The organism is Amycolatopsis sp. NPDC045836, assembly GCF_056431745.1.
In genome coordinates this window covers 14404-36434 of record NZ_JBWKKF010000019.1, presented here as the reverse complement: position 1 = coordinate 36434, position 22031 = coordinate 14404, and the positions used below count along the sequence as shown (strand labels likewise).

The window sequence follows — 22031 nt, the reverse complement described above, 5'->3', positions numbered from 1 at the left end:
TTCCGGCGTCCCCAGCACGGGGGACCACCCCGGGTTCAGTCCCGGGGAGCGGCCCTGACCAGACCGTGCCGGTAGGCGTAGACCACCGCGTGCACGCGGTCGCGCAGGCCGAGCTTGGCCAGGATGCGGGAAACGTGCGTTTTCACCGTTTCGTCCCCGACGTGCAGTTCCTCGGCGATTTCGGCGTTGCTGCGGGCGTCCGCGATGAGCAGCAGCACCTCGCGCTCGCGGGAGGTGAGCCGGTCCAGTCCGGCCGGGCCCGACGGCGGTTCGATGCTGGTGGTGAACCGGGAGACCAGCCGCTTGGTGACCGACGGATCGATCAGCGCGTCACCGCGGGCGACCACGCGCATCGCCGAAACCAGTTCCTCCGGCGGCAGGTTCTTCAGCAGGAAACCGCTCGCCCCGGCCCGCAGCGCGCGGTAGACGTAGTCGTCGTGGTCGTAGGTGGTCAGCACGAGCACCTTCGTCACGCAGCCGGGCGTGCCGAGGATGGCCTCGGTGGCGGCCAGGCCGTCCAGCTTGGGCATGCGCACGTCGAGCACGGCGACGTCGGGCCGCAGGCGGGCCACCTCGGCGACCGCCGCCCGGCCGTCGGACGCCTCACCGACGCACTCCAGGTCCGGCTGGGTGTCCAGCACCGCGCGCATCCCGGAGCGGAACATGGCGTGGTCGTCGGCGAGCAGCACGCGGGTGCTCACGCGCGCTCCAGCGGGAAGGTCGCCGAGGTGCACCAGGTCCGGCCGTCGCCCGACGGGCCGCTGGAGAACCGCCCGCCGAACAACGCCACCCGCTGGCGCAGCCCGGCCAGCCCGCGGTGGGTGCCTTCGCCGCCCGGCGGCACCGGGCCGGGCGTGATCGGGTTGGTCACGCTCAAGGTGATCTCCTCGGTTCGGTAGCACAGCTCCACGTCCACCGGGCCGCCCGCGCCGTGGCGCAGCGCGTTGGTCAGGCCCTCCTGCGCCACCCGGTACACCGCGACGTCGACCGACCCCGGCAGCTCGCCCGGCACGCCCCGGGTGTGCAGCCGCGCGGGCAGCCCGGCGGCCCGGGTGCCCTCCAGCAGTTCCTCCAGGTTGCCCACGCCCGGCTGGCGGACCGCGGTCTGCGCGCCGTGCAGCAGGTCGAGCATGCGCCGCAGATCCGCCATGGCCGCCCGGCTGGCCGTCTCCACCGCGGACAGCGACCGGTGCACCGGCGTTTCCCCGCCTTCGGCGAGGCCGAGCCGGGCCGCTCCGGCGTGCATGCCGATCGCGCTGACGTGGTGGGAGATGACGTCGTGCAGGTCGCGGGCCACCGAACTGCGTTCCTCGGCGACCGCCCGCCGGACGGCGGCCTCCTCGCGTCGCTCCAGCTCGGCGATCCGGGCCCGGCGTTCGGTGGTGTAGCGCCCGACCAGCCAGGGGAGCAGGGTGTTGGCCAGCAGGATCGCGCCGAGCAACCGCCAGTCGTGCCCGGCGCGGTTGGCCTCCAGCAGTTCACCGGCGGCCGAACCGGCGAGCAGCACCAGCAGGGCGAACAGGGCGGGGAAGGTGGCCAGCCAGGCCCCGGCGCGGTACCCGGCGATCAGCATGCCCGCGGTGTTGGAGGCTTCGGCCCCCGGCAGTTCGTCGAGCAGCAGCGGGGTGAGCGGGTACAGCGCCGCGTGGCCCAGCGCGACCAGGGCGGACCACCGCGCGGGCCCGGCCAGCGCGAGGTCGGCGGCGGTGGTGGCGAGCAGGATGACCCAGGTCTGCCAGTGCGTCAGCGGCGGCCCGACCAGCACCGCGATGCTGACGTCGGAGACCATGCAGACGACCGCGATCAGCCACGCCTGCCGCGCCAGCGCCCCGGTGATGTCCCGCACCAGCCGAGCTTGGCACAACCCCCCTTTCACAGGTGACGCACAGCCGTTCCACAGGCGGGGCCTACCCGGGGGACCGACACTGCTGGGTATGACCGGTTCCCCTGGCCGCGCGGTGCGCGTGCTCGTCGTCGACGACGAGCCGCCGCTGGCGGAGTTGTTGTCCATGGCGTTGCGCATGGAGGGCTGGGAGATCCGTTCGGCGGGCGACGGCACCACGGCGGTGCGCGTCGCGCGCGAGTTCCGCCCGGACGCGGTGGTGCTCGACGTGATGCTGCCCGACTTCAGCGGCCTGGAGGTGATCCGGCGGCTGCGGGCGGAGTTCGAGCACCTGCCGGTGTTGTTCCTGACCGCCAAGGACGCCGTCGAGGACCGGATCGCCGGGCTCACCGCCGGTGGTGACGACTACGTGACCAAGCCGTTCAGCCTGGAGGAGGTCGCCCTGCGGCTGCGGGCGCTGCTGCGGCGCGCGCGGGTGGTCACCTCGGCGACCGGCTCGCTGCTCTCCGTCGGCGACCTGACCATGGACGAGGACACCCGCGAGGTGCACCGGGACGGCACCCCGATCACGCTCACCGCCACCGAGTTCGAGCTGCTGCGGTACCTGATGCGCAACCCGAAGCGGGTGCTGAGCAAGGCGCAGATCCTCGACCGGGTGTGGAGCTACGACTTCGGCGGCCAGGCCAACATCGTCGAGCTGTACATCTCCTACCTGCGCAAGAAGATCGACGCGGACCGCTCGCCGATGATCCACACCATGCGGGGTGCGGGCTATGTCCTCAAGCCTGCGAGCTGAACTGCGGCGGCCGTGGTCCCTGCGGCGGCAGCTGCTGGCGCAGGTGCTGGCCCTGCTCGCGGTGGTCTGCCTGGTGATCGGCGTGGTCACCGAATTCGCCCTGCGGGACTTCCTGCTGGAACGGGTGGACAGCCAGCTGACCACGCTCGACAACCGGCGGCCGCCACCGGGGGCCGTGCCGCCGGGGGTGGTGTTGCACGTGGAGCTGTCCCCGCCGCTCGGCTCGCCCGAGGACATGGTCTACGGCCGGGTGTACGACGGGCAGGTGGTGGAAGCCAAGATCCTGGTCCCCGGTGGGTTCACCGACCTCAGCGAGGCGGACGCGGCGACCTTCACCGGGCTGACCACGCCCCGCCGTCCGGTCACCATCACCATCGGTGACCTCGGCGAATACCGGATGCAGGCGACCGCCACGCCCGACGGCGCGATCACCTTCCGGGCGCTCTCGCTGATCGAGGTGAACGACACGCTGTGGCGGCTCGGCTGGATCTTCGGCGGGGTCGCGCTGGCCGGCCTGGTGCTCGCGGCCGGGGTGGCCGCGCTGACCGTGCGCCGCACGCTGCGCCCGCTGGACCGGGTCGCCGGTACCGCCGCGCAGGTGGCCGGGCTCCAGCTGGACCGGGGCGAACCGGCGCTGCCGATGCGGGTGTCCGAAGTGGACACCGACACCCGGACCGAGGTGGGCAAGGTCGGCGCAGCGCTGAACCGGATGCTCGACCACGTCTCCGCGGCACTGGCCGCCCGGCAGCGCAGCGAAAGCCGGGTGCGCCAGTTCGTCGCCGACGCCAGCCACGAGCTGCGCACCCCGCTCGCGTCGATCCGCGGGTACGCCGAGCTGACCCGGCGCGGCACCGCCGAGCTGCCACCGGACTTCGTCTACGCGATGGGCCGGGTCGAATCGGAGTCCACCCGGATGACCACCCTGGTCGAGGAACTGCTGCTGCTGGCGCGGCTGGACGAGGGGCGGCCGGTGCGGCACGAGCCGGTGGAGCTGTCCGGCCTGGTCGCCGACGCGGTGGCCGACGCGCACGTGGCCGGTCCGGACCACCGCTGGCTGCTGGACCTGCCACCCGAGCCGATCGGCGTGGTCGGCGAGGCCGGGCAACTGCAGCAGGTGGTGCTGAACCTGCTGGGCAACGCCCGCGCGCACACCCCGCCGGGCACCACCGTCCGGACTTCACTGTCCACTGAGGACGAGGAAGTGCGGCTGGTGGTGGCCGACGACGGGCCGGGCATCCCCGGCGACGTGCTGCCGGAGGTGTTCGAGCGGTTCGCCCGCGGGGACACGTCGCGGTCGCGGGAGGCGGGCAGCACCGGGCTTGGGCTGGCCATCGTGGCGGCCGTGGTGGCCGCGCACCACGGCCGGGTGTCGGTGCGGAGCGAGCCGGGAAGCACCGAATTCACCGTTGTTCTCCCGTCTCCATGAACGGTTCACCTGTGGGTGGGCTGCGCGTCAGGTAGGCCGGGTTCGGTGTCGGGAGCCGAACCGAGGAGCTTTGACCATGCCGCTGAACCGTCGGGAACTGTTGCGCGGGGCCGCCGCCGCCGGCGCACTGGGAGTGGCTTGGCCACTGAGCGGCGGGCTGACGCTCGCGCAGGCGGAGGAGGCCGCCTTCGCGCTCGGGGCCAGCTGGGACGAAGCGCCGTTCACCGTCGGCGTCGGGTCGGGTGATCCGCTGCCCGAGAGCGTGGTGTTGTGGACCAGGCTCGCGCCGCAGCCGCTGGCCGAGGAGCAACCGCTGCCGGACACCGTCGAGGTCGACTGGGTGGTGGCCACCGACCCCGCGTTCCGGAACCGGGTGGCGCACGGCAGCGCACCCGCCACCGCCGCGCTCGGGCACAGCGTGCACATCGCGGTCACCGGCCTCGAACCCGCGCGGCGGTACTACTACCGGTTCCGCGCGCTGGGCAGGACCAGCCGGACCGGGCGGACCCGCACCGCCCCCGGCGGGCACGTGCGCCGCGTGCGGTTCGCCTCGGCGAACTGCCAGGCGTTCCACGACGGCTTCTACGCCGCCCACCGGGGCATCGCGCGCGAGGAACTCGACTTCGTGGTGCACCTCGGGGACTACATCTACGAGCACGGGCAGGTCGGCGGCGACCACGTGCGCGACCACGAGGGCCCGGCGGTCACCACGCTGCCCGCCTACCGCCGCAGGCACGCGCTGTACAAGGGCGACCCGTCGCTGCGCGCCGCGCACGCCGCCCACCCCTGGTTCATCACCTGGGACGACCATGAAGTCGTCAACGACTACAGCGGCACCACCCCGTCCCTGCGCCGCCGCCGCGACGCCGGGTACCAGGCGTGGTTCGAGCACCTGCCGGTCCGGCCGGACCACCCGGCCACCCCGCGGGTCTACCGGCAGCGCTCCTGGGGCGACCTGCTCGACCTGTCGATCCTGGACCTGCGGCAGTACCGGTCGGCGCAGAACCTGCCGGACGGCACGATCCTCGGCGCCGAGCAGAAGGCGTGGCTGAAGGACCGGGTCAGCACCGCCGGGGACGCGTGGCACTGCTGGGTCAACTCGATCATGCTGAGCCAGCTCGCCAAGCCCGGCGGCGGGTACTACTTCACCGACCAGTGGGACGGCTTCCTCGCCGAGCGCAAGGAGGTGCTGACCCACGTGCACGACACCGGCCTGGAGGACCTCGTGGTGATCACCGGCGACTGGCACTCCGCCTTCGTCGACGACATCCGGCCGGACTTCGACGACCCGGACGCGCCGGTGATCGGCACCGAGTTCACCGCGCACTCGGTCTCCTCCGGCGCGTACTCACCGGAGTGGAACCAGCAGAACGGCCCGGTGATGGGCGCGGCCAACCCGCACCTGAAGTACTTCGAAGGCAACCGGTACGGCTACGACGTCTACGAGGTCACCCCGCACCGGTGGTCCACGCACCTGCGGGTGATCGGCGACCGGCGTGACCCGAACTCGCCGGTCAGCACGCTGACCACGTTCCACGTCGACCGCGGGAAGGCCGGTTCGCACGAGGATCGGGGCACTCGGACCTCCCCGGCCCAGTACCGGCGTGATCGGTAGGTACACTGGGCGGCGGACCCCCGCGGCGTCCATCCTGTGAACCTCCCCAGGGCCGGAAGGCAGCAAGGATAAGCAGGCTCTGACGGGTGCGGGGGTCCCCTTTGTTTCTGGGGCGCGCTGCGGTGTCGGTGGGGGCCGGTAGGCTTCCGCCGTGGCATTAGCGCTGTACCGCAAGTACCGCCCGGCGACCTTCGCCGAGGTGGTGGGTCAGGAGCACGTCACCGAGCCGTTGCGCACCGCGCTCGCGGCCGGCCGGGTCAACCACGCGTACCTGTTCTCCGGGCCGCGCGGCTGCGGCAAGACCTCCAGCGCCCGCATCATGGCCCGGTCGCTGAACTGCGAGCAGGGCCCCACGCCCGACCCGTGCGGTGAGTGCGGTTCGTGCCGCGCGCTCGCGCCGGAGGGCAGCGGCAGCATCGACGTCACCGAACTCGACGCGGCCAGCCACGGTGGTGTCGAGGACGCCCGCGAGCTGCGTGACCGCGCCTTCTACGCACCGGCCGAGTCGCGCTACCGGGTGTTCATCATCGACGAGGCGCACATGGTCACCACGCAGGGCTTCAACGCCCTGCTGAAGATCGTCGAAGAGCCGCCGGAACACCTGATCTTCATCTTCGCCACCACCGAGCCGGACAAGGTGCTCACCACCATCCGCTCGCGCACGCACCACTACCCGTTCCGGCTCATCCCGCCGAGCGCCATGCGGGACCTGCTGGAGCGCAACGTCGCGGCCGAAGGCGTGCCGGTGGAACCCGCGGTGTACCCGCTGGTCATCCGGGCCGGTGGCGGTTCCGCGCGGGACACCCAGTCCGTGCTGGACCAGCTGCTGGCCGGGGCCGGGCCGGAGGGCGTGACCTACGAGCGCGCCGTCTCGCTGCTCGGCGTCACCGACGTCGCGTTGATCGACGACATGGTCGAGGGCCTGGCGGCGGACGATTCGACGGCCGTGTTCGGCACCGTCGAGCGGCTCACCGAGGCCGGGCACGACCCGCGCCGGTTCGCCACCGACCTGCTGGACCGCCTGCGGGACCTGGTCATCCTGCGCTCGGTCCCGGACGCGGCCACCCGCGGCCTGGTCTCGGCGCCGGAGGACGAGCTGGCCCGGATGGTCGCGCAGGCCGAACGGGCGGGGTTGGCCACGCTGTCCCGGTATGCGGAGATCGTGCACAACGGGCTGCTGGAGATGCGGGGTGCCACGGCGCCGCGGTTGCTGCTGGAGCTGCTGTGCGCGCGGATGCTCCTGCCCTCCGCCGCCGACGGCGAGGCCGCGTTGCTGCAGCGCCTGGAACGGCTGGAACGGCGAGCCACCGTTGCTCCTGTCGAGGGTGGTGCCGCTGCTCCTCCGGCTGTCCCGGCTGTCTCGGCTGTCTCGCCTTCGGGAGGAGCTTCGGGTGGAGCCGAGCGCTTCCAGCGCCCCTCCCGGCGCCAGCCCGTCACCGGTGGGGCGGGTGCGCCCGAAACCGAGGCCGCACCACCCGTCCCGCCCCCCGTGCAGCGTGAGCAGCCGGCCCCGCCCGCTCCGGTGGCTCCGCCGCCGCCGGTGACCGCGCCGCCGCCACCGGCCACCGTGCCGGAGGCGCCGGTGGCCGGGGCGATGGACGCCGCGGCCGTGCGGCGGGTGTGGCCGGAGCTGCTGGCCGCGATCCGCAAGATCCCCGGTGGCCGGAGCACCGAGGCGATGCTGACCCAGGCCGGGGTGCAGAGCGTCGACGGCTCGTCCGTGGTGCTCACGCACACCGCCGAGCCGCTGGCCCGCCGCCTCGCCGAGCCGCACAACGCGGAGAAGATCGCCAACGCCCTGCGCGAGGTGCTCGGCGGCGAGTGGCGGGTGACCTGCGTGCACGGCAACGCGAAACCGCAGGCCGCCGCCCCGTCGCAGCGGCAGGCGCCCCAGCAGCAGCACAACGCCCAGCAGGCGACCGAGGAGAAGCCGCAGCAGCGGTTCCGCCGTCCGTCGGAGGGCCGCCCCGCGGCGCCGCCGCCACCGCCGGAGCCACCGAAGCCGAAGGTCACCACGACCGAGCCGGACATCCCCCTCCCGCCCGAGCCGGAGGACGAGGAGGAATACCTCGACGCGGCGACCACCCCGCCGCCCCCCAGCGGCACGGTCCCGCCACCTCCGCCGCCCCCCACCCCGGCCGCCGACGAGGCCGAGGAAAAGGCGCACCGCCTGCTCTCCGAGCACCTGGGCGCCCGCCCCCTCGATTAACCGGGCCTGCCCACCACGGCGGCTTCCGAGCCGCGATTTCGAAGGGGAGTCCCGTGCCGAAGGAGGACTGCGGCCGCCCGAGGTGGCGCCGTGCCTGGTCACCCCTCTCGATCAACTCGCCCAGGGGCCGTTGCCGCTGATCTTCTCGGGGGCATCACGGTGGTCCCCGAGGAGCGATCTTCGAACGAGCATCGGCAGTCCGAGCTGGCGTCGTGCCTGGGCGCCCGGCCCCTCGACCAATGCGCCAGGGGCCGTCGCCGTTGATTCTCGCGGCAGTCGGGATCAGCTCGCCCAGGGGCCGTTGCCGCCGATCTTCTCCGGCGTGATCCGTACCACCACCGCGGTTTCCGAGCTGCGGTTCTCGAACGGGTACTGCGGCAACCCCAGGTAACGCCGTGCCTGCGCGTCCATCAGCGCGTCGAACTGGTCCGGGATGCCGGGGCCGGTGACCACCGCGGTGCCGTGCAGCAGCAGGTACTGCCGCAACCCGCGCACCTCGTCGTTCTCGTGGTCTTCGATGAGCAGCGTGACCCGCGGGTCCCGCCGCAGGTTCCTGGCCTTCGGGCGACCGCCCTCCATGCCGATCAGCAGTTCGTCGCCGTCCCGGTCCACCCAGACCAGCGACGTCTGCGGGGTGCCGTCGGGATTGGTGGTGACCACGGTGGCGTGGTGCGTGGATTGGAACAACCGGTGCGTGCTTTCGGGGAGTTTCATGGGCCCGAGGTTAGGCAGCCGACGGGCACCAATCGGTACCCTGGGAACCGTGGGTGACTTCTCTGGTGGAGCCGATGTTTTCCTCGCCGACTGCCCGGCCCGCCTGGCCGTGGAGATCATCGCCGACAAGTGGGCGGTGGTGGTCGTCTTCGCGCTCAGCCGCGGGCCGCGCCGCCACGGCGAGCTGATCGGGCTGATCGGCGGCATCTCCAAGAAGATGCTCACCCAGACCCTGCGCCGTCTCGAACGGCACGGGCTGGTCGAGCGGCAGGTGTTCGCCGAGGTGCCGCCCCGCGTGGAGTACCGGCTCACCGAACTCGGCGGCACGCTGGTGGCCCCGATCGCCGTGCTGACCAGGTGGGCGGAAAGCTGCGGCGAGGCGGTGGCCGACGCGCAGGAGCGGTTCGACGCTCAGCCGCCGAGGTAGGCCAGGATGCCGCCGGCGATGGCCGTCGCGTACTGCTGCCGTCCGTCCGGAGTGGACATCCGGGCGGCTTCGGCGGCGTTGCGCATGTTCCCGCATTCGACCAAGGCCGCCGGGCGTTCGGACAGGTTCAGCCCCGCCAGGTCACCGCGTGGTGAAAGCCCTTCTTCGCCGAGGTAGTCGGAGTAGCGGAAACCGTTGTCCCGCAACCCGTCCCGCAACGACCGGGTCAGCTTCGCCGCGGGCTCGCCCTGCGCGTCGTTCAACGGCGGCGACGAATGGGCGATGTGGAAACCGCCGGCGCCGGGGGAGGTGTTGCCGTCGGCGTGGATGGAAACCACCGCCGCCGCCCGCGCCGAATTCCCGATCTCCGCGCGCTCGTCCACGCACGGCCCGACCGAGGTGTCGTCGTCCCGGGTGAACACCACCCGGATTCCCTTCTCCGACAGCAGTTTCCCGGTTCGCTGCGCCACGTCGAAGGTGAACGCGTGCTCGGGGTAACCGTCGTTCGTGGCGGTTCCGGTGGTGTTGCAGGGCTTCGTGCGCCCGCGCCCGGCGGGCACCGGCTTGTTGATCGCCGCGGGGTTCGCCGCGTTGCCGCCGTTGTGCCCGGGGTCGAGCACCACCACCGGCGCTTGAACCGGGGGCACGGCCGTGGTGGGGGTCACCGCCGGAGCCGACGGCGCCACCGGAGCGGGCACCGTCACGGGGACCCGCGCGGGTGTGGGTGTTTCCGCCGCGCAACCACCTGCCAGCACCACCGCGACCACGGCCAGCGTCCGTCGAATCACACCGACACCGTGTCACACCGGCGGCCCCGGCTAGGCTGGAGGTAGGCGTACTCCCCCACCCGAGCTAGCGATCGGAAGCGAAGAATGGTGCAACCCGGCGGCGGCTTCGACATGCAGCAGATCCTGCAGCAGGCGCAGAAGATGCAGGAGCAACTGGTCAGCGCGCAGGACGAACTGGCCAAGGCCGAGGTCACCGGCACCTCGGGCGGCGGACTGGTGACCGCGGTGGTCAGCGGCGGGCTCGAGCTGAAGAGCCTGACCATCGACCCGAAGGTGGTCGACCCCGAGGACACCGAAACCCTGGCCGACCTGGTGGTGGCCGCGGTCCGCGACGCCACGGCCAACGCGCAGAAGCTCACCGAGGAGAAGCTCGGCCCGCTCGCCGGTGGCCTCGGTGGCGGCGGCATGCCGGACCTCGGCGGCCTCGGCCTGCCGGGCCTGCCCGGTCAGTAGGGCAGCCCACCTTGTACGAGGGTGTGGTCCAGGACCTCATCGACGAGCTCGGGCGGCTGCCCGGGGTCGGGCCGAAGAGCGCCCAGCGCATCGCCTTCCACCTGCTCGGCGCGGACCCGGTGGACATCGGCAGGCTGCAGGAGGTCCTCGGCAAGGTCAAGGAGGGCGTGCAGTTCTGCGAGATCTGCGGCAACGTCTCCGAGCAGGCGAACTGCCGCATCTGCCGGGACACCCGCCGCGACCTGTCGCTGATCTGCGTGGTCGAGGAGCCCAAGGACGTGCTCGCGGTGGAGCGCACCCGCGAGTTCAAGGGCCGCTACCACGTGCTCGGCGGTTCGCTCGACCCGCTCTCCGGCATCGGCCCCGACCAGCTGCGCATCCGTGAGCTGCTGGCCCGCATCGGCGGGGAGGAGGTCAAGGAGGTCATCATCGCCACCGACCCGAACACCGAGGGCGAGGCCACCGCGACCTACCTGGTCCGGATGCTGCGCGACTTCCCCGGCCTGTCGGTCACCCGGCTGGCCTCGGGCCTGCCGATGGGCGGCGACCTGGAGTTCGCCGACGAACTGACCCTGGGGCGCGCGCTTTCGGGACGCCGCGCCCTGTGATCGCCGAGCGGGTGCTCGCGGGCGGGCCCGCGCTCGGCGGGGTCCGGCTGGTCGCCGTGGACGGGCCGTCCGGATCGGGCAAGACCACGCTGGCGGGCACCCTGCTCGCCGAATTCGCCGAGCGCGGGGTCGACGCGCTCGGCATCGGCACCGACGAGTTCGCCACCTGGGACGATCCGGTGTCCTGGTGGCCACGCCTTCGCGACGGGGTGCTCCGCCCGCTCGCCCGCGGCCACCGCGGTGCCTATCGCCGGATGGACTGGACCTCCGGCACGCCCGTGCCGGGTGAGCTGATCACTGTGCGTGTTCCCGAGGTGCTGGTGCTGGAGGGCGTTTCCGCCGGTCGGGCCTCGGTGCGCGCTCACTTGACGTGCCTGGCCTGGCTCGATGGTCTGGACCAGGCCACCCGCCTGGAACGCGCGGTCTCGCGTGACGGGGAAAGCGAGCGAAAGCACCTGCGTGACTGGCAGGACTTCGAACTCGGCTGGTTCCTCGCCGACCGCACCGCGGACGCCGCAACGGTGCGCATCGAGTCCAACGCGGTGCGTCCGTTCGTACCAGTGGCGCCGAAATTCGCCACGCACAGTCACCATTCGTGAGCGTTGTGCGCCGACGGTGTCACTCACGTAGCGCGATCGTAACCTCCAGTGCTTAAGTGAGCGCCCGATAACCGGCTAGTGTCGGCCACCACACCAATGCACCGCCCGGCTGTCCGATAACCGGGCGGTCCGATCTGAACATGTCCAAGGGGTGCCAACATGCTCCAATCGCGAGGCGTTCGAACGCGCCGTATCGCCCTGATCGGGCTATCCGGTGCGCTCGCGCTCTCTGTGACCGCCTGTGCCGAATCCCAGCGTGACGCCGGGAGCGACAACACGGGCACGTTCATCTTCGGAGCCGCCGGCAACCCGAAGATGTTCGATCCCATCTTCAACGACGAGGGCGAGACCTTCCGGATCACCCGGCAGATGTACGACACCCTGCTGCAGAACAAGCCGGGCACCGCCGAGGTGGTCGGCTCGCTGGCGGAGAAGTGGGAGTCCAGCAACGAGGGCAAGACCTGGACGTTCAGCCTGCGCAAGAACGTCAGCTTCCACGACGGCACCCCGTTCAACGCCGCCGCCGTCTGCTTCAACTTCGACCGCTGGTTCAACATGAAGGGCCAGGCGGCGCAGAGCCAGATGATCTACTACGGCGACGTGTTCGAGGGCTTCGCGGCCAACGAGGGCGACGCCGCCGGCGACCCGGTCTACAAGAACTGCGAAGCCAGGGACGAGTCGACCGCGGTGCTCAACCTGAACAAGGCCAAGGGCGCGTTCCCGGCGGCGTTCACCCTGCCGTCGCTGTCCATGTCCAGCCCCGAGGCGCTGAAGAAGTACAACGCCGACCAGGTCACCCAGACCGGCGACTCCTTCTCCTACAGCGACTACGCGAACCTGCACCCGACCGGCACCGGTCCGTTCAAGTTCGAGGGCTACGACCAGGGCAAGGGCGAGATCACCCTGGTCCGCAACGAAGCGCACTGGGAAAAGGCCAAGCTCGACAAGCTCATCTTCAAGGTGATCAAGGACGAGAACGGCCGCAAGCAGCAGCTGAAGTCCGGCGACATCCAGGGCTTCGACTACCCGGCCCCCGCCGACTACCAGCTGCTGCGCAACGAGGGCCAGAACGTGCTGATCCGCCCCTCGTTCAACGTGCTCTACCTGGGCATCAACCAGAAGGGCAACCCGAAGCTGGCCGACGTGAAGGTGCGTCAGGCGCTGGCCTACGGCATCAACCGCGAGCAGTTCGTCAAGAGCAAGCTGGCCGAGGGCTCCGAGGTGGCCACCCAGTTCGTGCCGAAGGCGATCGCCGGTTACACCGAGGACGTGCCGAAGTACCCGTACGACCCGGAGAAGGCCAAGCAGCTGCTCAAGGAAGCCGGTGCCGAGGGCCTGTCGCTGAAGTTCTACTACCCGACCGAGGTCACCCGGCCGTACATGCCGAACCCGGCGGACACCTTCACCGCGATCTCCGAGGACCTCAAGGCCATCGGCGTCAACATCGAGCCGATCGCCAAGCCGTGGAACGGCGGTTACAAGGACGACGTGCAGAAGCTCGGCAAGCACGACCTGCACCTGCTGGGCTGGACCGGTGACTACAACGACGCCGGCAACTTCGTCGGGACCTTCTTCGGCCGCGAGAAGCCGGAGTTCGGGTTCAAGAACGACCAGCTGTTCCAGGCGCTGGCCACCGCCGACGCCACCCAGGGCGAGGGCCCGCACGCCCAGGCCTACCAGGGCGTGAACAAGCAGATCATGGAGTACCTGCCCGCGGTGCCGATCGCCTACCCGACCCCGGCGCTGGTCGTCGGGCCGAAGGTGCAGGGCATGGTGCCCAGCCCGCTCACCGACGAACGCTTCAACACCGTGAGCCTGGGTTAGTTCCAGGGGAATTAGCCGACCAGGGGCGGGGCGCGTAATCTGCGTCCCGCCCCTTGGCCCGCCACCACCAGGGCTACCCAGAAAGATCTCCCATGCTCCGATTCATCGTGCGTCGGCTGCTACAAGCGATCCCGACGCTATTGATCCTGTCCATCCTTGTTTTCGCCTGGCTCCGCGCACTACCCGGTGGACCAGCGGGCGCGCTGCTCGGCGACAAGGCCACCCCCGAGAAGATCGCCGAGCTGAACCAGATCCTCGGCCTCGACCAGCCGATCTTCATCCAGTACTTCAAGTTCCTCGGCCGCGTGCTGACCGGGGACTTCGGCAACTCCCTGATCTCCACCCAGCCGGTGCTGACCGAGATCGGCTTCGCCCTGCCGGCCACCATCGAGCTGTCCGTGGCCGCGCTGCTGCTCGCGGTCGGCCTCGGCGTCCCGCTCGGTTACGTCGCCGCCCGGTTCCGCGGCGGCTTCCTGGACAACACCACGATCATGGCCACCCTGGTCGGGGTCGCCGTGCCGGTGTTCTTCCTCGGTTACCTGCTGCAGTTCGTCTTCGCCGAGCAACTGGGCCTGTTCCCGGTCGGCGGGCGGCAGGACACCCTGATCGGCGCCACCGAGGTGACCGGGTTCGCCGTGCTCGACGGCCTGCTCACCCAGGAGTGGGACGCCTCGTGGGACGCCATCGTGCACCTGGTGCTGCCCGCGGCGGCGCTGGCCACCATTCCGCTGGCGGTGATCGTGCGCATCACCCGCGCCTCGGTGCTGGACGTGCTGAACGAGGACTTCATCCGCACCGCCCAGTCCAAGGGGCTCGGCGCGCCGACCATCCGCCGCCGCCACGTGCTGCGCAACGCGCTGCTGCCGGTGGCCACCACGATCGGCCTGCAGACCGGGCTGCTGCTCGGCGGCGCCGTGCTGACCGAGCGGGTGTTCAACCTCAACGGCATCGGCTCGCTGCTGGCCGAGGGCATCGAACGGCGTGACTACCCGCGGCTGCAGGCGCTGATCCTGCTCGGCGCGGTGGTCTACGTGCTGGTGAACATGCTGGTGGACATCTCCTACGGCATCATCGACCCGAGGGTGCGTGTGCGATGACCAACCTGCTGACCCGCAAGAAGGACAAGGTCGACGACCTCGCCTCGGCCACCGGGCACAGCCTCATGCAGCAGGCGTTCCGCCGGATGGCCCGCAACCCGGTGGCGATCACCGGTGCGGTGATCACCGGGTTGTTCCTGCTGCTGGCGGCGTTCGCGCCGCTGCTGGCGCCGAAGGACCCGTACGAGCGCTACCTGCAGAGCGAAGTGGCGCTGGGCCAGGGCATCATCCCCGGCCCGCGGTCCGGCTTCCCGCTCGGTGTCGACGACTTCGGCCGCGACCTGCTCTCCCGGATGCTCGTCGGCGCGCAGCAGACCCTGCTCGTCGGGGTGATGGCCACGCTGATCGGCCTGGCCATCGGCATGGTCATCGGGGGCATCGCGGGCGCGTTCGGCGGCTGGGTGGACACCGTGCTGATGCGCCTGGTGGACGTCATGCTGTCCATCCCGAGCCTGCTGCTGGCCATCTCGATCGCCGCGCTGGCGGCGAAGCCGAGCCAGTGGACGGTGATCATCGCGGTCGCCATGGTCAGCGTGCCGATCTTCGCCAGGCTGCTGCGCGGCACCATGCTCGCGCAACGCTCCAGCGACCACGTGCTGGCGGCCACCTCGCTCGGCGTCAAGCGGCACACCATCGTGCTGCGGCACATGCTGCCGAACTCGCTGGGCCCGGTGATCGTGCAGGCCACGCTGACGCTGGCCACCTCGATCATCGAGGCGGCGGCGCTGTCGTTCCTCGGCCTCGGCGACCCGGACCCCACCCGCGCGGAATGGGGCCTGATGCTGGGCAAGGCGGCCAGGCAGTTCCTGGACATCCGCCCGGAACTGGCCTTCTACCCGGCCATCGCGATCATCATCGTGGCGCTGGGCTTCACCCTGCTCGGGGAGTCCATGCGCGAGGCACTCGACCCGAAGAACAGGCGGTGAGACGACATGGCTCTGCTCGAAGTGCGCGACCTGAAGGTCGTGTTCCAGCGCAAGGGTGAGCGGCCGTTCACCGCGGTCGACGGGGTGAGCTTCGACGTCGAACCCGGCCAGACGGTCGGCCTGGTCGGCGAGTCCGGCTGCGGCAAGTCGGTGACCTCGCTGGCGATCATGCGGTTGCTGGCCAAGCGCGGCAACACGGTCACCGGCTCGGTCGAGTTCGACGGCACCGACCTGCTCAAGCTGGGCGAGGGCGAGATGCGGGACCGGCGCGGCCGGGACCTCGGCATGGTCTTCCAGGACCCGCTGTCCTCGCTGAACCCGGTGATCCCGATCGGCATCCAGGTCACCGAGGTGCTCGAACGCCACCGCGGCATGTCCCGCAAGGCGGCCATGGCCGAGGCCGGTGACCTGCTGGCGAAGGTGGGCATCCCGGACCCGACGCGGCGGCTGTCGGAGTACCCGCACCAGCTCTCCGGTGGGATGCGGCAGCGCGCGCTGATCGCCATCGCGCTGGCCTGCCGGCCGCGGCTGCTCATCGCGGACGAGCCGACCACCGCGCTCGACGTGACCATCCAGGCGCAGATCCTGGCGCTGCTGCAGGAACTGGTGCGCGACACCGGTACCGCGCTGATCATGATCACGCACGACCTCGGCGTGGTCGCCGGGCTGTGCGACGAGGTGAACGTGCTCTACGGCGGCAGGATCGTCGAGCGCGCCGAGCGGCACTCGCTGTTCGCCACCCCGCGGCACCCGTACACGCACGGGCTGCTCGCCTCGATCCCGCGGCTGGACGCCGGGCGCGGGGAGAAGCTGGTCCCGATCCGCGGTTCGGTGGCCGACAACATTCCGTGGGACAGCGGGTGCGCCTTCGCGCCGCGCTGCCCGAACGCGCTGGACACCTGCCGCCAGGTGACCCCGGCGCTGGAACCGGACGGCGCCGGGCTGCTGCGCTGCCACAACCCGGTGGCGCTGCCGAAGGTGACCGCGGGGGAGGGAACCCGATGAGCGAGAACAACGACGTGCTGGTCAGCGTCGAGGGCCTGAAGGTGCACTTCCCGATCAAGCGCGGCGTGGTGGTCGACAAGACCGTCGGCTACGTCTACGCGGTCGACGGGGTGGACCTGTCGATCGAGCGCGGGGAGACCTACGGCCTGGTCGGCGAGTCCGGCTGCGGCAAGTCCACCCTCGGGCGGGCGATGCTGCGGCTCACCGAGCCGACCGACGGCTCGGTGGTCTTCGACGGCACCGACGTGGCCCAACTCAAGGGCGAGAACCTGCGCAAGATGCGCCGTCGCATGCAGATGATCTTCCAGGACCCGCTGTCCAGCCTGGACCCGCGCCAGTCGGTGGAGTCGATCCTGGTCGAGGGCATGCGGGCGCACGGGCTGGACAAGGGCAAGGAGCAGACCGCGGCGCGGTTGCGCGAGCTGCTCGCCGCGGTCGGCCTGCCGGAGAGTTCGCTGCGGAAGTACCCGCACGAGTTCTCCGGTGGTCAGCGCCAGCGCATCGGCATCGCGCGGGCGCTGGCGGTGGAGCCGGACCTGATCGTGGCCGACGAGCCGGTGTCCGCGCTGGACGTGTCGGTGCAGGCGCAGGTGGTCAACCTGATGGAGGAGCTGCAGGACCGCCTGGGGCTGACCTACCTGGTGATCGCGCACGACCTGGCCGTGGTGCGGCACATCTCCGACCGGATCGGCGTGATGTACCTGGGTTCGCTGGTGGAGGAAGCCGACTCCGACGCGTTGTACGACGAGCCGCTGCACCCGTACACCAGGGCGCTGCTCTCGGCGATCCCGGTGCCGGACCCGGTGGTGGAGGACAGCCGTGAGCAGATCCTGCTCGCCGGTGACCTGCCCTCGCCGGCCAATCCGCCGAGCGGCTGCCGCTTCCACACGCGGTGCCCGTGGAAGCAGGAGACGCTGTGCGACACCGACCGCCCGCAGCTGCGCCTGCTCGACGGCGCCGCTCCCGGGCACCGGGTGGCCTGCCACTGGGCCGAAGACATCCGGGACGGCCGGATCAAGCCGCACGCGGTGTCGGCGGAACTGGTCGAGGTGGACGCGGGCGTGAACCCCGACGTCCCGCACGTGGCTTCGGTCGTCGAGGCGATGGACGTGTAGATCGGTATGGCAACGGCCCCACCGGCTCCCCGCCGGTGGGGCCGTTTTCATGGCAACATCACTGTTATGCGGGTCACAGTGCTGGGGGCGTCCGGGCGGACCGGCAGCCACGTGGTGCGGCTGCTGCGGCGGCAGGGGCACACCGTGCGGGCCGGGGTGCGCAGCCGGCGCCGCGGTGAGCAGGCCGCCGCGCTCGGCGCCGAACCGGTGGTCGCGGACCTGGCCTCCTTCCCCGATGCGCTGGTCGACGCCTGCGCCGGAGCCGACGTGGTGATCAACACCGCCGGGGCGGCCGACCCGGACCCGTCCGCGGTGAACCTGGTCGACCGCGACGGCGCCATCGCCGCCATCCGCGCCGCCGAGAAGGCGGGCGTGGTCCGCTTCGTCCAGCTCTCCGCGCAGTTCGCCGACTCACCCGACCAGGGCGATCGGCTGGTGCGCTCGTTCCTGCTGGCCAAGCAGGTCTCCGACAGCATCCTGCGCCGGTCCAGCCTGACCTGGACGGTGGTCCGGCCCGGCACGCTCACCGACGACCCGTTCACCGGCCGGGTGCGGATCGACGGGCACCTGGAGCCGGGACGGGTGTCCCGGCAGGACGTGGCCGCGGTGCTGGTGGCGTCAATTGGCGAGCCGCTCACGGAGAACCGGGGGTTCGACGTCCTCGCCGGTGAGGTCCCGGTCGGCGCGGCGCTGGCTTCGCTGGGTTGACCCGAGCAGCACCCCGCCGACCAGCACCACCCCGGCCAGCACCTCCACCGGGTGCGGCCGCTCGCCGAGGAAGACGAAGGCGCCCGACATGCCGACCACCGGCACCAGCAGCGAGAACGGCGCCACCCGGCCGGCCGGGTACTTCTGCATGAGCGTGGTCCACAGCCCGGAGCCGATCACCGTGCCGAACACCACGATGTAGGTGAGCCCGCCGAGCGAGGTCCAGCCGCTGGCGGTGCCGATCGTGGCCAGCGCGTGCCAACCGGCGCCGGGGCCTTCGACGAGCACCGACAGCGCCAGCATCGGCAGCGGTGGCACCACCGACATCCACAGCGTGAAGTGCAGTGCGTTCGACGGCTGGGCCCGGCGTGTGCTGAGGTTGCCGATCGCCCAGCTCAACGCGGCCAGCAGGGTGAGCAGCACGGGCAGCAGCGCGGCCGTCTCGGCCTGCTGCAGGGCGATCACCACCATCGCGCCGATGGCGATCACGATGCCGACGGTCTGGCGCCCGCTGAACTTCTCCCGCAGGAAAACCGTGCCGAGCAGCACGGTGAACGGCGCCGACGCCTGCAGCACCAGCGACGCGAGCCCGGTCGGCATGCCGTTGTCCATCGCGATGAACAGGAAGGCGAACTGGCCGGTGCCGAAGCCGAGGCCGTAACCGAGCAGGTGGCGCACCTTCACCTTCGGCCAGGGGATGAACAGGATCGTCGGCACGGCGATGACGGCGAAGCGCAACGCGCCGGCGAACAGCGGCGGGAAGTGCTCGAGCAGCGCGTGGATGGCCAGGAAGTTGCAGCCCCAGAGCAGGGCGACGAGCAGGGCGGTGAAGAGATCTCGGCGGGCCATGCCCCCACTGTGCAGTGGCTGACCGTGAAGAACCAGCGAGAATAACTGCAATGACCTTGAAGCGCGTCTTCAGAGTTGCTCTAGGCTGGTGCGCATGGACATCGGCCGCCTCCGAACGCTGCGCGAGTTCGCCGACCGCGGCAGCGTGACGGCCGCCGCGCGGGCGCTGCACTGCACGCCGTCGGCGGTGTCCCAGCAACTGCGGGCGCTGCAGGCGGAGGTCGGCCTGCCGCTGACCGAACCGGCCGGTCGCGGGCTGCGGCTCACCGACGCCGGTCGCGCGCTGGTCGGCCGGGCCGACGAGGTGCTGGCCGCGCTCGACCGCGCGGAGTCCGAACTGGACACCTACCGCAGCGTGCCGCGTGGCCGGGTGCGGCTGGCGGTGTTCCCGTCGGGGGCGCTGCTGTTGCTGCCGGGCCTGCTGCACCGGGTGGCCGGGTTCGACGGCCTCGAGGTCGACGTGCGCGACATCGACATGGTCCCGTCCGAGGTGCCGGGGCTGGTCGCCGACTTCGACCTGGTGGTCGCCCACCGCGACGAGCACGCGCCGCCGTTCGGTTCGGACCGGCTCGACGTGGTGCACCTGCTGCGTGAACCGCTGGACGTGGCGCTGCCACCGGGGCACCGGCTGGGCGGGGAGGAGCGCGTCGAGCTGGCCGAGCTGGCAGGCGAGCGCTGGATCGGGGTGGACGTCGGGTTCCCGGTGGACGACGTGCTGCGGTCGCTGACCGTGCGCACCGGGGTGCAGCCGACGGTGTTCCAGCGGATCAACGACTTCCGGGTGAGCGAGGCGCTGGTCGCGGCCGGGCACGGGGTGGCGCTGCTGCCGCGGTACGCGATCAGCCGGGCGGCGGGCGAATGCCTGCTGCGGCGGCCGCTGGCCGGGATCCGGGCCGCCCGGCACATCGAGGTGGTGCTGCGCCGGGGCGCGGCGAGCCGCCCGGCGGTGGCGGCGGTGCTGGACGCGTTGCGCGCCGAGGTGGCCGAACGGATTTCGTGAAACCATGCCAGGTTCTGTCATGGTTCGGGCCGAAGCTGGTGCTCGTCGGTTTCTTCGAGAACGGAGCACGCATGGGGAACGCACTGTCGGGCAAGGTCGCGCTGGTCGCCGGGGGCACCCGCGGCGCCAGCCGGGCGATCGCGGTCGAACTCGGCCGCCAGGGGGCGACGGTGTACGTCACGGGCCGCACCACCCGCACCCAGCGGTCCGAAGTGGACCGCCCGGAGTCTATTGAGGACACCGCGGAACTGGTCGAGGAAGCGGGTGGCAAGGCGATCGCGATCCGGGTGGACCACCTGGAGAGCACGCAGGTGGCCGAGCTGGCGGCGCGGGTGGACCGGGAGCAGGGGAAGCTGGACATCCTGGTCAACGGCCTGTGGGGCGGCGACAACTACCTGGAGTGGGACACGCCCATCTGGCAGCACGACCTGGAGAAGGGGCTGCACCAGCTGCGGCTGGGGGTGCATTCGCACCTGATCACCAGCCACCACCTGCTGCCGCTGATGATCCGGCAGCCGGGTGGGCTGGTGGTCGAAATGACCGACGGCACGCAGGAGTACAACGCGAACTACCGCAAGGGCGCTACGCTGCCGTACTACCTGGCGAAGGCGAACGGGCACCTGCTGGCCATCGGGCAGGCGGCGGAGCTGGAGCCGTACGGCTGCACCGCAATCGGTTTCACCCCCGGCTGGCTCCGCTCGGAGGCGATGCTGGAGGCGTTCGGGGTCACCGAGGCGAACTGGCGGGACGCGTGCGCGCACCACCCGCACTTCGTCATCTCGGAAACCCCCACCTACGCGGGCCGGACCGTCGCCGCCCTCGCCGCCGATCCGGAGCGCGCCCGCTTCGCCGGGCAGACCGTGAGCAGCGGCCAACTGGCGGCGCTGTACTCCATCGACGACGTCGACGGCAGCCGCCCGGACGCCTGGCGCTACGTCGCCGAAGTCGAGTCAGTCGGCAAACCCGCCGACGCCACCGGCTACCGCTGATCCTCTCGCCGCCGCATCGTTGCTGGGCGGGTGCCCGCCCAGCAACGATGCGGCCCGCTACGCCTGCTCGGCCACGGGGGCGTTCCGGGCGGCCATCTCCGCGCCGACGGCAGCCAGGGCCCGCCGGAGCGACTCCGGGCTGCGCACCTCCACCTCGCTCCCCAGCGCGGTCAGCTGCCCCAGCGCGATGTCGAACGCCTCCATCCGCAACGCCACCTCGACCCAGCCGTCGTCGAGGTCGCGGCGGGAGAGCGGGGTCATCGACTCCACGCCGAGCACGACCGGCAACCGGCGGAACGCCCGGCCGCTCAGCCGCAGCGTCACCGCCAGCGTCATCGTCGACCGCTCGAACTCCGCCGACGACTCGCGCCACCAGCCCGGCAGGTCGAACTCGGCGGGCCGGGTGAACCGCTCGTCCAGCACCTCGGCGGCGGCGATCCGCCCCACCCGGTAGGTCCGCAGCGCGTCGTCCTCCGTGACCCGCGCGACCAGGTACCAGACCCCCGCCTTCAGCACCAGGCCCAGCGGTTCCAGCAGCCGTTCGGCGACCTTGTCCCGCCGCCGGTACGAGACCCGCAGCCGCCGCGACTCCCACACCGCCCGCGCCACGGCGGCCAGCGCCTCCGCCGAGTCCTCCCCGCGGAACCAGCCGGGCGCGTCCAGGTGGAAGCGCCCGGCCACGTGTTCCGCCTGCTCGCGCAGCTCCTTCGGCAGGCTCGCCGACACCTTCGCGTGTGCCGCGGACACCGCGGTGCCGAGGCCGAGCGCGCCCAGCGCCTCCGGCACGCCGAAGGCGAAGATCGCCACGGCCTCGCGCGAGGTCAACCCGTCCAGCCGGGCGCGCCAGCCGTCGACCAGCCGCACCCCGCCGCCGCGCCCCGGTTCCGTCCACAGCGGAACGCCCGCCTCGCGGAGCGCCGCCAGGTCGCGGTGCATGGTGCGCTCGGACACGCCGAGCGACGAGGCCAGCTCGGCCGCCGTCGCACCCCGCTTGCGCTGCAGGGTGAACAGCAGGGCCACCAGCCGCTCGGCGCGCACGG

Annotated in this window: 22 protein-coding genes and 1 other RNA gene; 17 read left to right on the top strand and 6 right to left on the bottom strand. The window is 71.6% G+C overall.

What is annotated here, in order from left to right; genetic code table 11:
• Positions 1 to 35: 35 nt before the first annotated feature.
• On the bottom strand, positions 36 to 701 hold the full coding sequence (locus tag AC07EG_RS30830; protein ID WP_478256738.1) for a response regulator: 666 nt from the start codon (positions 699 to 701) through the stop codon (positions 36 to 38).
• Positions 698 to 1846: a sensor histidine kinase gene (locus tag AC07EG_RS30825; protein ID WP_478256737.1), complete on the bottom strand. Its 1149-nt coding sequence runs from the start codon at positions 1844 to 1846 to the stop codon at positions 698 to 700. The genes AC07EG_RS30830 and AC07EG_RS30825 overlap by 4 nt, the downstream gene beginning before the upstream one ends.
• An 88-nt stretch (positions 1847 to 1934) precedes the next feature.
• Between AC07EG_RS30825 and AC07EG_RS30820 the strand changes: the two genes are divergently transcribed.
• The 5 genes from AC07EG_RS30820 to AC07EG_RS30800 all read left to right on the top strand — a co-directional run bounded on the left by AC07EG_RS30820 (position 1935) and on the right by AC07EG_RS30800 (position 7889).
• Positions 1935 to 2639, top strand: coding sequence for a response regulator transcription factor (locus AC07EG_RS30820; RefSeq protein ID WP_478256736.1), 705 nt, complete (start codon positions 1935 to 1937; stop codon positions 2637 to 2639).
• The gene (locus tag AC07EG_RS30815; protein ID WP_478256735.1) at positions 2617 to 4065 is read left to right on the top strand and encodes a sensor histidine kinase; all 1449 of its coding nucleotides are present in this window, start codon (positions 2617 to 2619) and stop codon (positions 4063 to 4065) included. Before AC07EG_RS30820 ends, AC07EG_RS30815 begins: the two co-directional genes overlap by 23 nt.
• Positions 4066 to 4141: 76 nt before the next feature.
• Entirely contained in the window at positions 4142 to 5680 is a 1539-nt protein-coding gene (locus AC07EG_RS30810) for an alkaline phosphatase D family protein (protein WP_478256734.1), read from the top strand.
• Positions 5681 to 5689: 9 nt separating this feature from the next.
• An RNA gene (gene ffs / locus AC07EG_RS30805) (signal recognition particle sRNA small type) lies at positions 5690 to 5786 on the top strand.
• 45 nt (positions 5787 to 5831) lie between these two features.
• Entirely contained in the window at positions 5832 to 7889 is a 2058-nt protein-coding gene (locus AC07EG_RS30800) for a DNA polymerase III subunit gamma and tau (protein ID WP_478256733.1), read from the top strand.
• Between the two features lie 282 nt (positions 7890 to 8171).
• Here the strand turns inward: AC07EG_RS30800 and AC07EG_RS30795 are convergent, their stop codons facing one another.
• Entirely contained in the window at positions 8172 to 8603 is a 432-nt protein-coding gene (locus tag AC07EG_RS30795) for a PPOX class F420-dependent oxidoreductase (RefSeq protein WP_478256732.1), read from the bottom strand.
• A gap of 49 nt (positions 8604 to 8652) precedes the next feature.
• Here AC07EG_RS30795 and AC07EG_RS30790 point away from each other — a divergent pair, with 49 nt between their 5' ends.
• Positions 8653 to 9030, top strand: a complete 378-nt coding sequence (locus AC07EG_RS30790) for a winged helix-turn-helix transcriptional regulator (RefSeq protein WP_478256731.1) — start codon at positions 8653 to 8655, stop codon at positions 9028 to 9030.
• Here AC07EG_RS30790 and AC07EG_RS30785 read toward each other — a convergent pair.
• Entirely contained in the window at positions 9015 to 9818 is an 804-nt protein-coding gene (locus tag AC07EG_RS30785) for an N-acetylmuramoyl-L-alanine amidase (protein ID WP_478256730.1), read from the bottom strand. The two genes, AC07EG_RS30790 and AC07EG_RS30785, sit on opposite strands and share 16 nt — an antisense overlap.
• Positions 9819 to 9902: 84 nt before the next feature.
• Between AC07EG_RS30785 and AC07EG_RS30780 the strand changes: the two genes are divergently transcribed.
• The 9 genes from AC07EG_RS30780 (at position 9903) to AC07EG_RS30740 (ending at position 18153) form a co-directional block, all read left to right on the top strand.
• The gene (locus AC07EG_RS30780; protein ID WP_478256729.1) at positions 9903 to 10271 is read left to right on the top strand and encodes a YbaB/EbfC family nucleoid-associated protein; all 369 of its coding nucleotides are present in this window, start codon (positions 9903 to 9905) and stop codon (positions 10269 to 10271) included.
• 11 nt (positions 10272 to 10282) lie between these two features.
• Positions 10283 to 10879, top strand: coding sequence for a recombination mediator RecR (recR, locus tag AC07EG_RS30775; RefSeq protein WP_478256728.1), 597 nt, complete (start codon positions 10283 to 10285; stop codon positions 10877 to 10879).
• Complete coding sequence (locus AC07EG_RS30770; protein WP_478256856.1) at positions 10879 to 11478, top strand: uridine kinase family protein; 600 nt, start codon at positions 10879 to 10881, stop codon at positions 11476 to 11478. The genes recR and AC07EG_RS30770 overlap by 1 nt, the downstream gene beginning before the upstream one ends.
• Positions 11479 to 11637: 159 nt before the next feature.
• Positions 11638 to 13302: an ABC transporter substrate-binding protein gene (locus AC07EG_RS30765; RefSeq protein ID WP_478256727.1), complete on the top strand. Its 1665-nt coding sequence runs from the start codon at positions 11638 to 11640 to the stop codon at positions 13300 to 13302.
• A gap of 92 nt (positions 13303 to 13394) precedes the next feature.
• A complete protein-coding gene (locus AC07EG_RS30760) occupies positions 13395 to 14399 on the top strand; it encodes an ABC transporter permease (RefSeq protein ID WP_478256726.1) in 1005 nt (334 codons plus the stop codon).
• Positions 14396 to 15325 carry an ABC transporter permease gene (locus AC07EG_RS30755; protein WP_478256725.1) on the top strand — a complete coding sequence of 310 codons (930 nt, stop codon included), beginning with the start codon at positions 14396 to 14398 and terminating at the stop codon, positions 15323 to 15325. The genes AC07EG_RS30760 and AC07EG_RS30755 overlap by 4 nt, the downstream gene beginning before the upstream one ends.
• A gap of 6 nt (positions 15326 to 15331) precedes the next feature.
• The gene (locus AC07EG_RS30750) at positions 15332 to 16330 is read left to right on the top strand and encodes an ABC transporter ATP-binding protein (RefSeq protein WP_478256724.1); all 999 of its coding nucleotides are present in this window, start codon (positions 15332 to 15334) and stop codon (positions 16328 to 16330) included.
• Positions 16327 to 17445 (top strand): ABC transporter ATP-binding protein, encoded by a 1119-nt coding sequence (locus AC07EG_RS30745; RefSeq protein ID WP_478256723.1) that lies wholly within the window; start codon positions 16327 to 16329, stop codon positions 17443 to 17445. Before AC07EG_RS30750 ends, AC07EG_RS30745 begins: the two co-directional genes overlap by 4 nt.
• Before the next feature lie 66 nt (positions 17446 to 17511).
• Positions 17512 to 18153, top strand: coding sequence for an SDR family oxidoreductase (locus AC07EG_RS30740; protein WP_478256722.1), 642 nt, complete (start codon positions 17512 to 17514; stop codon positions 18151 to 18153).
• Here the strand turns inward: AC07EG_RS30740 and AC07EG_RS30735 are convergent.
• Positions 18064 to 19002, bottom strand: a complete 939-nt coding sequence (locus AC07EG_RS30735) for an EamA family transporter (RefSeq protein WP_478256721.1) — start codon at positions 19000 to 19002, stop codon at positions 18064 to 18066. The two genes, AC07EG_RS30740 and AC07EG_RS30735, sit on opposite strands and share 90 nt — an antisense overlap.
• A gap of 94 nt (positions 19003 to 19096) precedes the next feature.
• Between AC07EG_RS30735 and AC07EG_RS30730 the strand changes: the two genes are divergently transcribed.
• Both AC07EG_RS30730 and AC07EG_RS30725 read left to right on the top strand, forming a co-directional pair.
• Complete coding sequence (locus AC07EG_RS30730) at positions 19097 to 20002, top strand: LysR family transcriptional regulator (RefSeq protein ID WP_478256720.1); 906 nt, start codon at positions 19097 to 19099, stop codon at positions 20000 to 20002.
• 71 nt (positions 20003 to 20073) lie between these two features.
• Positions 20074 to 20991: an SDR family oxidoreductase gene (locus AC07EG_RS30725; RefSeq protein WP_478256719.1), complete on the top strand. Its 918-nt coding sequence runs from the start codon at positions 20074 to 20076 to the stop codon at positions 20989 to 20991.
• Between the two features lie 57 nt (positions 20992 to 21048).
• On the opposite strand, the gene AC07EG_RS30720 is transcribed toward AC07EG_RS30725, so the two are convergent.
• Entirely contained in the window at positions 21049 to 22029 is a 981-nt protein-coding gene (locus tag AC07EG_RS30720) for a helix-turn-helix transcriptional regulator (RefSeq protein ID WP_478256718.1), read from the bottom strand.
• Positions 22030 to 22031 lie beyond the last annotated feature (2 nt).

Bases quoted from the DNA above. Each gene is read 5' to 3' on its own strand.
- AC07EG_RS30730 (WP_478256720.1), top strand. From the start codon at position 19,097: ATGGACATCGGCCGCCTCCGAACGCTGCGCGAGTTCGCCGACCGCGGC.
- AC07EG_RS30735 (WP_478256721.1), bottom strand. From the start codon at position 19,002: ATGGCCCGCCGAGATCTCTTCACCGCCCTGCTCGTCGCCCTGCTCTGG.
- AC07EG_RS30780 (WP_478256729.1), top strand. From the start codon at position 9,903: ATGGTGCAACCCGGCGGCGGCTTCGACATGCAGCAGATCCTGCAGCAG.
- AC07EG_RS30740 (WP_478256722.1), top strand. From the start codon at position 17,512: ATGCGGGTCACAGTGCTGGGGGCGTCCGGGCGGACCGGCAGCCACGTG.
- AC07EG_RS30795 (WP_478256732.1), bottom strand. From the start codon at position 8,603: ATGAAACTCCCCGAAAGCACGCACCGGTTGTTCCAATCCACGCACCAC.
- AC07EG_RS30815 (WP_478256735.1), top strand. From the start codon at position 2,617: ATGTCCTCAAGCCTGCGAGCTGAACTGCGGCGGCCGTGGTCCCTGCGG.
- AC07EG_RS30760 (WP_478256726.1), top strand. From the start codon at position 13,395: ATGCTCCGATTCATCGTGCGTCGGCTGCTACAAGCGATCCCGACGCTA.
- AC07EG_RS30810 (WP_478256734.1), top strand. From the start codon at position 4,142: ATGCCGCTGAACCGTCGGGAACTGTTGCGCGGGGCCGCCGCCGCCGGC.
- AC07EG_RS30725 (WP_478256719.1), top strand. From the start codon at position 20,074: ATGGGGAACGCACTGTCGGGCAAGGTCGCGCTGGTCGCCGGGGGCACC.
- AC07EG_RS30750 (WP_478256724.1), top strand. From the start codon at position 15,332: ATGGCTCTGCTCGAAGTGCGCGACCTGAAGGTCGTGTTCCAGCGCAAG.
- AC07EG_RS30820 (WP_478256736.1), top strand. From the start codon at position 1,935: ATGACCGGTTCCCCTGGCCGCGCGGTGCGCGTGCTCGTCGTCGACGAC.
- AC07EG_RS30745 (WP_478256723.1), top strand. From the start codon at position 16,327: ATGAGCGAGAACAACGACGTGCTGGTCAGCGTCGAGGGCCTGAAGGTG.
- AC07EG_RS30765 (WP_478256727.1), top strand. From the start codon at position 11,638: ATGCTCCAATCGCGAGGCGTTCGAACGCGCCGTATCGCCCTGATCGGG.
- AC07EG_RS30755 (WP_478256725.1), top strand. From the start codon at position 14,396: ATGACCAACCTGCTGACCCGCAAGAAGGACAAGGTCGACGACCTCGCC.